The following is a 14,275-nucleotide window of genomic DNA, read 5'->3' on the forward strand; positions in this document are numbered from 1 at the left end:
CAAAATACCTTCCAGGACCTAAATTATTGTCTAAAACAGCATAGGCTTGACCATTAACCAACCTAACAGCATGTGTAGTGCCTAGCTTTAATGATGAATTTGAACTTGTTGAAGGCGCTGCCAACACTGTATAGTTCGCATTACAGTTTAGTGACTTATTAGCATGGAATTTGACAATAATCTTATCTCCTTCAACAATATCATCAGCTTGCACTGAAAAATTAGGATCATGCTTGTAAACTTTGAAGAAACAGAACCGCAATGTTGTTGCATGAATATCATCCCCAGAATAACTTACAAAACAATAATAATTACCTGGAGCCAACTCTTTATCAAACACATATGAAAAGGAATCATGTGAAGCATCAACTCGAAAGTTTTCATCAGAAAAGTTAGAACTAATGGTAAAATTACCTTTCAATCCCTTATCGCAAGTAACTTTTAAAACCGGATTTTTGCCTAACTCAACATCTTTAACTTCTGCTTTTATCATCGGGCTAAGCTTTTCTACAGTGATAAAATGAGTAATTGTTTTATTATTAAAATAACCATATTCATCAACAAATTTTACAGTGACAGTATATCTTCCAGGAGCCAAACCATCGCTAAGCTTAACTTCATTATAACTTCCCCAAAGACACACAGTAGTTTCATTAGAATAGCCATTGCCAGTAACTGAAATATCAAAATCAGCATGTGAGAAATACTTATTAGTACACCAAATTTTCAAAACAGGACTTTGACCATAAGTGCAATCAGCTATTTCTGCTCTAAATCCTAGGTCATAACCTTTTAGATTTTTGCTTGAATTAGTATCATTTGAAGATAGATTTTTACATTTAACATCATTCTTTAAATCATCAGTTTCATTATTCAAATTGATTTTATCAATACTATCATTGACTTTGAAAGTGTCATTTTCATTTATTTTATCCGTGTTGTTAGTATTATTTACATGAGTGGCATTATTTCCTTGATCTAAATCAATAGCCCCTAAAGGAGATAAGCAAAACAGCAATACAATAAATACACTAATCAATTTTATTCCTAAATTCTTCATATAATCACCTTAAAATAAAACATTATTTTAAAGATGAAAAGATAATAAGTGGGATTCATTATCTTTTCATCCCTTAATAGAACTAATAAATAATTATTAAATTTAATAAAGATAATAGATTGTAATCCTTATCCTATAACAAAATATCTTCACAAACCATTGATGCTAGATTATGCAGGGTTTATTTTAAATTGTGTGGAAGCATGAGCTTCTTTGTATTTATCATCACCTTCACAATCAGCAGAGACAAAATACCTTCCAGGACCTAAATTATTGTCTAAAACAGCATAGGCTTGACCATTAACCAACCTAACAGCATGTGTAGTGCCTAGCTTTAATGATGAATGCACCTGCAGCACTGTATAGTTCACACTACAGTTTAGTGACCTATCAACATGGAATTTGACACGGCCCTTATCTCCTTCAACAATATCATCAGCTTGTACGGAAAATTAGGATCATGCTTGTTTACGTTGAAGGAATAGGAATGTAATGTGAAATCATGAGTCCTATCACCGGAATAGCTTACTAAACAATAATAATTACCTGGAGCTGGCTTTATATTAAAATTAACTGAAAAGGAACTGTGGAGACCAGCATCAAACGGATATACTTCATCAGAAAAGTTAGAAACTATTGTGATATTGCCTGTCAATCCCTCTTCAGAAACGACATGCATTACGGGACTTTGACCTAACTCAATATCATCAATCTCTGCCTTTAAATTAACCTTAAGCTTTCGAATAGTGAATTTTTTAGTAACCTTCAAATTTTCATCATAACTACTTCGTCCATATGGACATCCCTTAAATTCGACAGTGACAGTGTATGTATCAGGCAATAAATCTTCATCATCAAGTTTAAATTCACCACTTTTATAAATATACTTTGTAAATTTCTTAGAATAGTTAGGACTGGTTATTGTAATATCAAAATAGGACTGTACGAAATCATCATCAGTACACCAAATTTTTAAAACTGGTTTTTGACCATAATCGCAATCACTAATCTGTACTTTTAAACCAGGATCCCAACCAAGATTTTTGCTTGAATTGGTATCATTTGAAGATATATTTTTACATTAATATTATTTTTATCATTATCTGAATCAACAACAGTATCATTAACGCTTTTTATTTCCATATCACTATCATTGACTTTGATAGTGTCATTTACATCTTTTATTGTAGCCGTGTTATTGTTTATATTAGTAGCATTATCCCCCTGATTAAAATCAATAGCGCCTAAAGGAGATAAGCAAAATAGCAATACAATAAATACACTAAGTACTTTTATGCCTAAATTATTCATTATATCATCTCAAAAAAATATTATTAAGAGATGAAAAGATAATGAGTGGGATTCATTATCTTTTCACCTCCCATATAATAAGAACAAGATAATAGACAAAATCAATTATCTTTTCACATGTACTATCAACTTAAAAATATTACTATCATTAAATTTAATACTGTCATTCACATCTTTAAAATCACTTATTTATTGTCATTTATATGTGTGCCATTATGCCCTTGATTTAATAAACAGCATTAAAGAAGATAAATAAAATAGCAATATGTCAAGTATAATACAAGTTGATACTTAAATTTTTCAAAAATTTCCCCATAACATTAGATAATATTATTTTTTAAAAGGAACATATAAATAAATTTTAGCAAGCAAGTGGTTACTTGCACATTAAATAAAAAATTAAGATAAAATTAAGGACAATTAAGAAAAAAAGAATTAAAATTTAATTGGTTAAACATTAATGAATATAAATCGAGAAAATAAAAAAAAATTGAAACACCAATGAATTAACATAAATAGATGCGAAATCAAGAAATAAAAAAAGATTTTAAAGTAAATTATAGTTAATTAAACTAAATAAAGAATTTTACTAAGGTAAATATAAAAATAATATTTTGATGATGAAAATAAAAAAATAAACAAAAATTAAAAATTAAAAGATAAATTTAATAATAATTAAAATTATAAATATATAACAATATTAATTTTATATTTTTATTGTCCTGAATAAAAATATCAAATTAAAATATAATTTCAAATATTTTTATTGTCCTGAATAAAAATATCAATAAATTTGAATATTATTTCAAAATAATTTTTATTTATTTACAATTTTAATGAAGTGTTAATATGGAATGTAATAATCACCCAGATAGAGAAGCTGTGGCAAATTGTTCAGTTTGTGGAAAAGCGGTTTGCCAAGATTGTTGTGTGGAAATTGGTGGAAGCATTTATTGTAAGGATTGCCTTAATGAGATCATTGCAAAAAGTGCAGTTGAAAAGCAAGCCCAAGAGACTAAAGAGGCACCAAAACAAGCTATAGCTAAAGAACCTGTAGAAGAGCCTATAGATGTCATTGAACCGGTTGAAACAATAACTCCAATTCAAGCAGAAGAAAGAGAAGTAGTGAAACCTATTGAAAAAGCTCCTGAAAACTTTGAAACAGATTATGAATATGAAACAGAATATGTTGAAACCTATGACGAAGGAGGAGCTGAAGACAGTTACTATGAAAACCCTGAACCAATCCCAGAACCTGAACCGGAATATAGGGAACATCAAAGAAAAGTTAAAAAAGAAGCTGCTAAGAAACAAGCTCCTGTCGAACCAATCCATACTGAAGATATTGATGAAGATTACTATTATGAAGAACCAATTCCTTCTAAAACTCCAAGCAATGAGCTTGAAGCAAAATATGAAAGATATTTAGAAGATTTATATTATGACGAAGAGGAAAGTGTAGTTCCTCAAGAGCTTTTAGATGAAGTAGAAGAGGTCCCTCCTAGATCCAGAGCACCACAAGGCAGAAGGAGAAGACGTCCAAGACCAGAATATGATGAATATCAACAAAGGCCTAGAAGACAAAGACGTCCAAGACCTGAAGACAGAGGAGAATACTACATCAACCCTAGAGAAGAAGATTATGATGAAGAGTATATTGTTCCATCCCATAGCAGAAGCAGAAGAGATGCTGAAAGTTATGAAGATTTAAAAAGAAGAATCGAAAGAAATTATGAAATGGAACAAGAAAGCAAGAAAAGAGGTCGCTTTAGAAAATCCAGAAAACCTAAACGTGACTATGACGAATTAGAAAACATACAAGAAATGCACAGATTCCCAGATGAAATAGAAGAAGACGAAGGATTCACCATAACTGACATCGTACTTGCAGTAATCTTAATCATTTTGATTATAGCACTTATCTTATATGTTGTATACTTATTTAGATTAAGTGGAGATTACGCAGGATTCGTTGAAGCACTTATGGGATTATTCCAAAATCCTGGTGAATTTGTCAACAATTTATTAAATTAAATTTAAATAGAGAAAATTATTTTTCTTTATCTTTTTTATTAACACTTCCAAACTTAAGTTTTTGACCTTAAGTTTGATTAAAATCTTTTTTTCTTATGAGCATTGCTCTTAACTATTTTCTTTTTTTGTAATATTTACTGAATTATTCTTAATTGTAAACTAATTTATGATTTATTCTAATTTTAATGTATTTTGTCTTGATTACACTAATTTAACTGATTTTTACAAAAGAGATTAATTTATACAATATTTTTTATAAATACTATTTTTAAGATCTGAAAAGAAGAATAACTGAAATTTTAAAAAATATTAAAAAGCTCTAAAAATAGCAAAAAGAATAAAATTAAAAAATATTCAAAAATCGTGCAAAATAATAGTAGTGAAAAGTGATATATAAAAATTAGTGTAAAATAGTAAAAATAGCCAAAATAGTAGAAATAATAAAAATAGTTAAATAAAAAATAGCTAATAAAAATAGTTAAATAAAAAATAGCTAATAAAAAAATAAAAAAAAGTTAAAAGTAAAAGAAGAATTAAAATAATTATTCTTCTGCTTCTTCTTCAGCAGGTTCTTCTACTTTTTTCTCAAATTCATCTAGGAATTCAACTTTTTCATAATCCATGTTGTCCCAAATGTCTTTGGAAATTCTGAATCTTGCAAAAGTTACATCCATGTATGATTTTTGATCGAATCTGGTGATTTCATCTAATTTGATGCTTACTTTGTCACCATCGATTTTGATTTCAGTTTTGTCTAAGTCCATGTTAGGGTAGGAGTAGTGTAACTCAATCATACTTTTGATTTTTTCTTCATCATCTTCAATAACTTCTACAACTGAAACATCATATTCTAAGTTTTTACCTGCTAATTCATGGTTGAAGTCTACTTTAACTCTTCCACCATTTACAGAGATGATTTTTCCAGTACCATTATCAGCGGTAATTTTCATACCTCTAACAGGAGTCATTCCTTGTTTTTTGAATTCTTTCATAGGAATTAATTGAATCATATTAGGGTTTCTTTCACCAAAACCGTTTTCAGGAGTTACAGATACATGTACAGATTCTCCAGCATCTGAACCGATAATAGCTTCATCAATAGCTTTTAATAAATGATTTCCTCCAACAATGATTGGAATTGGACCGTAAATTTTATTTTCTACTAAGATACCTGCTTCTTCTGCGATATCTTCGGAAGTAGTATCAAATACTTCATCAGTTTCTTTTATTTTACCAGTGAAATTTAATCTTACAAAATCTCCTTCTTTTATTGCCATAAATAATTCTCCTATAATAATTTATTTGATAACTTAATTACATTTTAAATATAATAACAAATATCTCTTTCATAAATGAATAATTACGCAAAAAATGCAATTAATATAAAATTGAATAGTAAATTAAATAATTTAATATCAATAATGAAAAATTTAATTAATCAAAAATTAGTTTTTAAAATTAATCAAATATTCATCATATATTTTTATTAAATATATTATATAACATTTACTAATAATAGAACAATATTTATTAAAAAAATAGTGATGCAATATGGGATAGCTATAAAAAATTTAAAAAGGAAAAAATCAATTAGAACTTTATTAAATGAATAACTTAAGAAATTACAATATCATTTACAAATCTTTTTTCATTGCATAAGACTTTTTCCTTAAATTCATCTAAGACATCTTCATTTTTATAATTTAAAACACGTACAGTGCTTGGATAATTATTAATATATTCTGAAATGACATCAGCATTAACCCTTGTTTCCAAAATGCTTAAAACCCTATTTTTAAAATGACTGCTAAATCCATAAAATATAGACTCTTCAATTTCAGACAGTGATTCAAATGGCTTTTCATCACGCTTACTGATCAATTCATTTGCTAATTTTTCATTGAAGAAATTTAATTTAAGCAATTCATCATAAGACAAATTGTTAGCTGAGTCGATTATAGTTTCCTCATCTCTTAAATCATGCAATGGAGCCCTGTCTTCATTAATTTCCCTTTCCAAAATCCTAGCTGTTTCACTTGGCAACATTGACTTGACAGACTCTAAATTATTTTGCGAACATGCCTTACGAATCAAAGTTCCGCTAACACCTTCAATACGTGGAACGAAGATGAACTTATCCTTAAAATCAAAACCGATTTTCTTTAATGATTTGGAAAATGATACAATCACATAATTGTCCTCTTCCAATTTTCCATTGTAAATCACTTCTTTAGTGTCCATATCTACAATCCGATAAGGCTTTGGAGCGACTCCATGACCTAAGGAAATCCTTTCTAAAATCTTTTCATATCCATCAAAGGGCCTGTATCCTCTTGGAATAAAATCAGTGTTTAATGCTTGAAACATTTTTGTCAAACATAGGGAATACTGTCCAGATCCCATAATTCCCATAGGGGGACCTTCAACAACAATATCTGCACCTACAGCAATAGCTATCTCTGCTCGGGTTCTTCTATGTAAAATATAAGGCAATCCTCGACCGCTTCTTTCAAATAATCCAGGAACAACTGCTACAAACAAACCATAAGGAACCTTAGCCTTAGCTGTTTTCATGCAATGAAAATGCCCATTATGAAGTGGAGAATACTCTGTAAAATCTGCAATCAAAGGTCTTGATTTATCTTCAGATACTTTTGATTCATTATCCCACTTTAAATCAGAGGACTTTTGTGATTTTTCAAAATCATTGAAAAATGTTTTCCTATCTTCCCTTTGAATATCTTTAATAAAATCGATTGAAGGCATAATATATAATATAATTTTAAAATTTATAAAACTATTTAAAATTCTTAAGACCAAATCTTCAAGATAAAACTATTCAAAATCCTCATCAATATTATCTTCTATCCACAAATTAACTGCTTCTTCCATAGCTTTACTGTACCATTTCGGTTCAAATCGAAACTTTTGAGAGGCCATTTTTCTAAACTTGTAATCTAAATTCCTATTGATTACAATTGTAACTCTTTTTTCATCACTTTCATCAGATACCATATAATCACAACTTTAAATTTTAAAAAATATTTACTATATATAACTATTTATAAAAAAACAAGATTAAATCAAGTTTTATTGGAATTACTATAATATATAGTTTTTATAAATAAAAAGATTTTCTATAAAGCTTTAAAATTAGAAAATAAGACTTAATAACAATAATTGATTTAAGATTAGAACAATTATTTTACATTTAATAAAAAATCAAAAAATGCAAACAAAAATAATTTGAAGGAAAAAATTAATCCAAAATAAAAAATTGAAAATCTAAAAAAAAAAAAAAAATAAAAAGATAATGAAAAATAAGGAAAAGTAAAATAATTATGATATTTTGAAAAAAATAAGGAAAAAGCAAAAAAATTATAAAATTCATGACTTTTTGACAAAATAATGAAAAAATAAAAAAATAGAAGATTATAATTAGTCTTAAAAAATAAAGAAAAAGTAGAAAAGAAAATCTACACAATATAATTGAAATAATGATTAATTAAAATAAAATTAATTCAACAACCGTTACAAATATTGATTAGATAGTTAAATAAAATTTACCATATATGAAAAACAACATATTCTGCCATCAACATCTATACATCAGTTCATCATTTTCCATAATTACTTCACCATTCACTATTGTCATAGTGGCTTTTCCCTTATATTCCAATCCATCAAATGGAGAATATTCGGCTTTGGTATAGAACTTTTCTATATCAAAGACTCCTTCCTTGTTTAAATCAATGACAACTAAATCTGCATCGAATCCTTCTTTAATAAATCCTTTATTGCTTAGATTGAATCTTTTTGCAACATTTTCTGAAAAGATTTTAGGAATCAAATTTAAATCCAAGTTGTTTTTATTCACTTCAGTTAGCAACAATGACAAAACTGTCTCTAAAGAAGGAATTCCTGGAGAAGAATCCCAAACTCCTTTGGCCTTTTCCTCTAAGCTATGAGGAGCATGGTCAGTACCGATTATAGAGTTTTCATTCAAATCACTTATAGAAACATTTTTTCCATTTTCCCTTAAAGGAGGATTGGTTTTTATAAGTGTTCCAAACTCGTTGAATGCATTATTGTCATATAGCAAATGATGAGGGGTGAATTCAAAAGTGACATTATTTTCTATTGCCATATTCATAGCATTTTTAGTGCTTAAATGACAAATGTGCAAATCATTCCCATATTTTTTAGAAAGTTCAATAGCTTGAGCGACAGATTGATCCTCTGATTCTGCTGGACGGCCATAACTATATGCAATGGCTTCAGTCTCATCAGATAGGCTATTGGTAGACTCTTGGACAATATTCCTTTTTTCACAATGAACAGTTATGATTGATTTTTTACTTAGATTTGATATGTCCTTGAAAATCTTGTCCAAATCCTCATCTGTTTCCAAATCCATAAAGACTTTAAATGACATAGGATTCAACTCAAGAATCCTTTCCATTTCATCAAGTGTGGAGTAACCTGCATGAAGTCCAAAATTAACAACAGACTTATTCTTAGCCATTTCCAATTTATCTTTAAATGCATTATATGTATTGGTTTTTGGTACTGTGTTTGGCATATCCATAACAAATGTGAAACCACCATGGGCTGCAGCCTGGGAACCTGTCTTAAAATCTTCTTTATATGTCAGTCCAGGATCTCTGAAATGAACATGAGGATCAATTAGTCCAGGCAATACAAATTGTCCATTAATGTCTATTTCTTTATCAGATTTTAGCGGAGTTTTTGATATCTTGGCTATTTTACCATCTTCAATAGCTATATAAAATTCATCAGATTCTCCTACAAGCTTCAAGTTTTTTAATACCAAATCAAACATAAATTCACCAATCATAAGAGTAATAATATATTCATCAGCCAATGAAAAAATAGTTCTTATACTTATTTTTAATTTAATATTTTATAAATTTATTTTATCATATTGGGAATCATTTAAGAAATCATGTTAAAAAAAAAAAAGATTAAAAAAAATAAAATAATTCAAATTATTAGAATGAGAAAAAGGAAAGAGAAAATAAAAATATAAAAAGCAAATAGATAGAAGCAAATAGATAAAAAGTAAATAGGTAAAAATTTAAACACCTATGAAAAAAACAAGTTTCTAGGACTTAATAGTAATCTTTTTGGAAATTGATGCAGAATAATAGTACTTATTACCATTATATTTAACAATAGCTGTCATTTTGCCTTTTTTATAAAATTTACGTATTTTAAATGTTGCCTTACCTTTGCTATTTGTTTTAGCAGTGAAAGTCTTTCCACCAAATTTCAAGTAAAGCTTAACATTTTTCATCAAAGCACCCTTATTGTTCTTTAAGGTGACAACATACTTTTTAACCTTAGTTCTCCTCTTAAACTTCTTATTTTTAGCAATCAGCTTAACCTTATCTTTTTTTACAGTGATTTTTTTTAGATAGGGATACTGAATTGTAAAGGTTATTACCTTTAAATTGGATTTTAGCAGTAAAAGTACCATTTTTATAAAACTTACTCATTTTAAATGTTGCCTTACCTTTGCTATTTGTTTTAGCAGTGAAAGTCTTTCCACCTAACTTTAAGTAAAGCTTAACATTTTTCATCAAGACACCATCTGTAGTCTTTAAGGTGACAGTATAACTTTTAACTTTAGTTTTTACCTTAAAAGCCTTATTATATGAGGTTAACTTAAGATTAGCTTTTTTTACAACAACTTTTATATTGGTTGATGATGGGAGATATTCTTGAGACCCATTAAACCCATTAAAAGATATGGCAACTGCATAACTACCTGGATTTAAGTTAATAGCTAATTTAGCTATACCATCATCATTTGTTTTTTTAGTGTAAACATTGCCTGCTATCTTAATAGACACGTTCTGACCTTTTAAAGCCTTACCATTGGCAGTGGTTAATTTTACGGTTAAATACTTGCCACTTTTATAAGTCGTATTCACATTAGAAGCAATCAATTTAGTTTTGATTGGGATTGGCATATCTGAAATATTAAATCTTCCAAGATAGATTCCATCCATTATGATAGGTATGTTCTCATAAAAAACATATTTTCCATTAATCAATACATCTTTAGATATAGTGGCTTCATTATAACCTGGGAAAGCTATTGAACCATCATCATTGGCAGTATAAATATCCATATATCTGCTTTTAAGACCTTCAGTAATATTTACATAGGAATAATATGTGAAATCACAATTTCTTAGAGGTTTTGCATATTGGTCCATAGCTGCCAAATATCTTGATGCAAAAACATAAAAATGTACATCAGTAACATTATTCAAATCAATATCTATAGTGTAATGGGACATATTTTCTAATTTTTCGCTTAGATTCAAATCGGAAAGATATCCTATTTTAAAATATTCATAACTATTAGGACGAATTATATACTATCCAGGATTTAATGTGCCATTGCCAATTGTCCTACCTACAGTCGAAAAATAATCTGCAAAGGCATAAGTTCCATTTGGTGATTTGACCAAGAAATGTCCATATCCTACACTTTCCTTTAAATCACAAGCCAAATTAATGAATTCTTCAATAATCCGATTCTCATTAATCATAATCTTAGCAAAAGCTTCTAATCTTTCGCTAACATAAGGATTATCACGACCACCATTACCAAATGCCCATCCATTTTCGCTGAAAAAAGCATGCCAGAAAAATGTTTCATCCCCTTTGTACTGAAGAACATTCCCATCATGATTATCAATCATAACACAAAGTTGACTAGATGAATCTACTCTAAATGTGAATGGAAAAGATTCATTATCTATTTGTATAACACTGGAGCAGCATTCATTAGAACTATCCTCAATTCCTATGGAATCCTGAAGATTATTAGCAGAATCAGAGGGCTTGCCTATATAAACCAAAACATCAAAATTAGGATTTTCCACACCCCACCAATTATTGTTATTGAAAAAATTGCCTATTTCCATAACATAAACTACAGTATCATTGTAGCAAGCATCATCATAAGTTATGGTAGAATCATTTATAAGCAAATAATCAAAATAGGAATAGAATAATCCTTTAATCATATTATTGTTTTTAATGGAACAATTTAAAAAGTTAAATTTATAGTTTCGTGTAACATTATCAACACGTCCACTAACTATATAATAAACAGTTCCTGTTTCACCAATATTGTTTTCAATAATATTATTTTTAAATAGAGTTGCTCCTCCAGTAAGGGAATATAAAACAGTCCCATTCTTAGCAGAGTTATTGTAAATTTTTGAATCACATATTTCCATGCCCTGACGACTTAATCTTGAAATTACAGCACCATAAGAAGCATTATTGCCATAGATTTCACTATTATAAATTTTAATAAAATTTGCATTGGAACTAGAAATTGCAGCCCCATATTCAGCAACATTATTAAAAATATAGAAATTGTTAATTAAGGCTAAACTATTGCCGTCATATGAATATGAAGAATGAAATGCACCGCCTTTATATCCTGCTTTATTGTTGTAGAATTGAGAACCATTTATCCTTACCTCTGCTTCTGCCCAGAGGGATCCTCCATACCACCTAGCAAGATTATTATAAAAATTGCTATCATATAAGCTTAATGATGAATTAAATAGGTATAATGCTCCTCCTTCATCAGCACTATTGTTAAAGAAGCTTGAATTATCTATAGTGACATTAGACTCTAGAGCGTGAAATGCTCCCCCTAAAACATATAAATCCTCAACTCCATTAAATGAAAAGGTACAGTCAGTTAAATTGACTGTTGAATAAGAAGAATAAATTGCACTACCTCCTAGATTAGCACAATTAAAACTAAAAGTACAATTTGTCAAAGTTAGATTAGAATTATTCAAATGAATTCCTGCACCATATTCATTGGTAAACCCATTAATGAAAATAATGTTTTTTAAATTAAGATTTGCATCAGAAACGATTAATAAACGTGACTCATTTAAACCATTTATTGTATGGCCTTTACCATCTATGGTAATGGATCTGTTTATTTTTACTCCTGAAGCAATATCTTTGCTTTCTTCAAATGAATAATTATTCTCTAAAATTAATTCCTCTTCAACAGAATTTGAAATAACATTTTCTAAATCTGTAAAACTAGAATCTTCAATAATATCTTTTAAATCAGTTAGACTAGGCTCTTCAATTAAAATACCATTATCTAAAAGATTACTGTTTTCTTCAGAAAGAACAGTATTCATATTGCTAGAACCATAATTCAAATCATCACCATGAGCAAGATCATTTTCACTTGCACCAACTGAAGAAATAGAAAATATTAATATCAATACTAAAAAAATAAAAAATTTATTTGTTAACTTCATTCCCTTCACTATTAACCCTTATAACGAAATTATTAAAATTTCTAAATCAAATTTTATTAAACATTATATTTAAATTATTATAATTTCTAAATCATATTTTATTAAACATTATATTTAAATTATTATAATTTTTGTATAAAATATAAAACAAAATCGTGCAAAAATAAAAAATTTTTTAAAAGAATAAAAAATAGTGGGAAAAATAATTAAAAAAAAGTAAAGTAAATAAAAAAAGGCACTTGACCCCATGCCTAGTGCCTTATACCTGAATTCAGGCTTTTATTTTGTTTTGTGTTTTTAACTTATCTATTTTAAAGTTAAGGATTCAGGAGTACATTTTTCGAGACATTGCTCACAGAGAGTACAGAATCCAGCAATAGGTAAGTTAACTCTGTATGCTTTGTGTAACATATCATATGGACATGCGTCAATACATTCTCCACATTCATCACATTTAGATGGGTTGTAGATGATTCTATCTCTAGATACTACTTCACCATCAATTTCTTTGTCTACATAGTCTAATTTCAATGCATCGTTAGGACATACATTTGCACAAGCACCACATCTTACACACATGGTGAAAGATTGTTCGCCCATATCTTTTTGACGGGAAGGTACTTCCATTCCTCTTTTAGTAACTACTTTTATAGCTTCAGTAGGACATTTTAAAGCACAGCCTCCATCAAAGAGACATTTTTCTTCATCCCAACAAATACCTTCAGAAGCACTGAATTTAGATGCTCCATATTCAACATCTAAGTCAATTGCATCTACAGGACATACATTTACACAAAGACCACATGCAGCACAAGCTTCAGGAAGAGCTACAGTCAAGTCAGATTTAGGAGTAATGAATTTTCCAGGACAAATGTCAACACAGGAATTACAACCGATACATGCATCAGCGTCTAAAGTGAATGATTTCATGTCTTTAGTACGTTTTGCAGGGTTTGCATTTCCAGCGATGAAAATTGCGTTCCATGGACAGGATTGTGAACATACTCCACATTGGATACATTTGTCTTCATCTACTTCGATAGGTTCACCGTAAGCAGATAAGGTGATTGCATCTACAGGACATTCAGCTACACATACGCCACATCCTTTACAATCTTCAATGTATACACGTCCTTCTGGTTCAACAACTCTGCTTGCAGGTTCTTTAACTCCAGGAACTCCGATAACGTCTACAGGACAAATGTCTACACATTTTTGGCACATTACACAGAATCCTTTTAAGAGTTGAGAATCTTCTGCATCTAATTTGAGAGTTTTAGTAGGACATGCGTCTACACAATCTCCACATTCATCACATTTGGTTTTGTTAAAGATTAATCTAACTTGAGTGTTTCCTTCTTCATCAATAGCTATTTCGTCGACTTGTAAAGCACCTTTAGGACATGCTTCTGCACATTTAGGTTCTTCATTACAAGTATCACAGTAAACGATGTGATCGCCTACTTCAATAGCTGCTGTAGGACAAACGCCTTCACATGCTCCACATTTAATACAGCTATTTTCATTG

At 29.1% G+C, this 14,275-nt stretch carries 13 protein-coding genes; 1 reads left to right on the top strand and 12 read right to left on the bottom strand.

Going from position 1 to position 14,275, the window contains the following annotated elements; genetic code table 11:
- The 4 genes from QZV12_RS12945 to QZV12_RS12960 all read right to left on the bottom strand — a co-directional run.
- Window positions 1-1,060, bottom strand: a 1,060-nt coding sequence (locus tag QZV12_RS12945; RefSeq protein WP_295622502.1) for a hypothetical protein, incomplete at its 3' end; no start/stop codon positions are given.
- Between the two features lie 170 nt (window positions 1,061-1,230).
- The gene (locus QZV12_RS12950) at window positions 1,231-1,431 is read right to left on the bottom strand and encodes a hypothetical protein (RefSeq protein WP_295622503.1); all 201 of its coding nucleotides are present in this window, start codon (window positions 1,429-1,431) and stop codon (window positions 1,231-1,233) included.
- A gap of 8 nt (window positions 1,432-1,439) precedes the next feature.
- The gene (locus tag QZV12_RS12955) at window positions 1,440-1,901 is read right to left on the bottom strand and encodes a hypothetical protein (protein WP_295622504.1); all 462 of its coding nucleotides are present in this window, start codon (window positions 1,899-1,901) and stop codon (window positions 1,440-1,442) included.
- A gap of 176 nt (window positions 1,902-2,077) precedes the next feature.
- Window positions 2,078-2,371 carry a hypothetical protein gene (locus QZV12_RS12960; protein ID WP_295622506.1) on the bottom strand — a complete coding sequence of 98 codons (294 nt, stop codon included), beginning with the start codon at window positions 2,369-2,371 and terminating at the stop codon, window positions 2,078-2,080.
- Window positions 2,372-3,220: 849 nt separating this feature from the next.
- On the opposite strand from QZV12_RS12960, the gene QZV12_RS12965 reads away from it, so the two are divergent.
- Window positions 3,221-4,405, top strand: a complete 1,185-nt coding sequence (locus QZV12_RS12965; RefSeq protein ID WP_295622508.1) for a hypothetical protein — start codon at window positions 3,221-3,223, stop codon at window positions 4,403-4,405.
- Window positions 4,406-4,947: 542 nt separating this feature from the next.
- On the opposite strand, the gene QZV12_RS12970 is transcribed toward QZV12_RS12965, so the two are convergent.
- The 8 genes from QZV12_RS12970 to QZV12_RS13005 form a co-directional block, all read right to left on the bottom strand.
- Window positions 4,948-5,682, bottom strand: a complete 735-nt coding sequence (locus QZV12_RS12970; RefSeq protein WP_295622510.1) for a peptidylprolyl isomerase — start codon at window positions 5,680-5,682, stop codon at window positions 4,948-4,950.
- Between the two features lie 337 nt (window positions 5,683-6,019).
- On the bottom strand, window positions 6,020-7,162 hold the full coding sequence (locus QZV12_RS12975) for a nucleotidyltransferase family protein (protein WP_295622524.1): 1,143 nt from the start codon (window positions 7,160-7,162) through the stop codon (window positions 6,020-6,022).
- Window positions 7,163-7,240: 78 nt separating this feature from the next.
- Window positions 7,241-7,420 carry a hypothetical protein gene (locus QZV12_RS12980; RefSeq protein WP_295622512.1) on the bottom strand — a complete coding sequence of 60 codons (180 nt, stop codon included), beginning with the start codon at window positions 7,418-7,420 and terminating at the stop codon, window positions 7,241-7,243.
- 580 nt (window positions 7,421-8,000) lie between these two features.
- Complete coding sequence (locus QZV12_RS12985) at window positions 8,001-9,248, bottom strand: dihydroorotase family protein (RefSeq protein WP_295622514.1); 1,248 nt, start codon at window positions 9,246-9,248, stop codon at window positions 8,001-8,003.
- A 282-nt stretch (window positions 9,249-9,530) separates the two neighbouring features.
- Window positions 9,531-9,722 carry a hypothetical protein gene (locus tag QZV12_RS12990; protein WP_295622516.1) on the bottom strand — a complete coding sequence of 64 codons (192 nt, stop codon included), beginning with the start codon at window positions 9,720-9,722 and terminating at the stop codon, window positions 9,531-9,533.
- A gap of 91 nt (window positions 9,723-9,813) precedes the next feature.
- On the bottom strand, window positions 9,814-10,761 hold the full coding sequence (locus tag QZV12_RS12995) for a carboxypeptidase-like regulatory domain-containing protein (RefSeq protein WP_295622517.1): 948 nt from the start codon (window positions 10,759-10,761) through the stop codon (window positions 9,814-9,816).
- A 54-nt stretch (window positions 10,762-10,815) separates the two neighbouring features.
- A complete protein-coding gene (locus QZV12_RS13000; RefSeq protein WP_295622519.1) occupies window positions 10,816-12,711 on the bottom strand; it encodes a hypothetical protein in 1,896 nt (631 codons plus the stop codon).
- Between the two features lie 342 nt (window positions 12,712-13,053).
- A partial coding sequence (locus QZV12_RS13005; protein WP_295622522.1) for a 4Fe-4S binding protein occupies window positions 13,054-14,275 on the bottom strand: 1,222 nt, incomplete at its 5' end.

Origin of the sequence: uncultured Methanobrevibacter sp. (assembly GCF_902769175.1) — an archaeon.
Taxonomy (GTDB): domain Archaea; phylum Methanobacteriota; class Methanobacteria; order Methanobacteriales; family Methanobacteriaceae; genus Methanobrevibacter.

Coding starts and splice junctions, on each gene's coding strand:
- QZV12_RS12960 (WP_295622506.1), bottom strand. CDS start 2,371: ATGAATAATTTAGGCATAAAAGTACTTAGTGTATTTATTGTATTGCTA.
- QZV12_RS12965 (WP_295622508.1), top strand. CDS start 3,221: ATGGAATGTAATAATCACCCAGATAGAGAAGCTGTGGCAAATTGTTCA.
- QZV12_RS12970 (WP_295622510.1), bottom strand. CDS start 5,682: ATGGCAATAAAAGAAGGAGATTTTGTAAGATTAAATTTCACTGGTAAA.
- QZV12_RS12980 (WP_295622512.1), bottom strand. CDS start 7,420: ATGGTATCTGATGAAAGTGATGAAAAAAGAGTTACAATTGTAATCAAT.
- QZV12_RS12985 (WP_295622514.1), bottom strand. CDS start 9,248: ATGTTTGATTTGGTATTAAAAAACTTGAAGCTTGTAGGAGAATCTGAT.
- QZV12_RS12990 (WP_295622516.1), bottom strand. CDS start 9,722: ATGAAAAATGTTAAGCTTTACTTGAAATTTGGTGGAAAGACTTTCACT.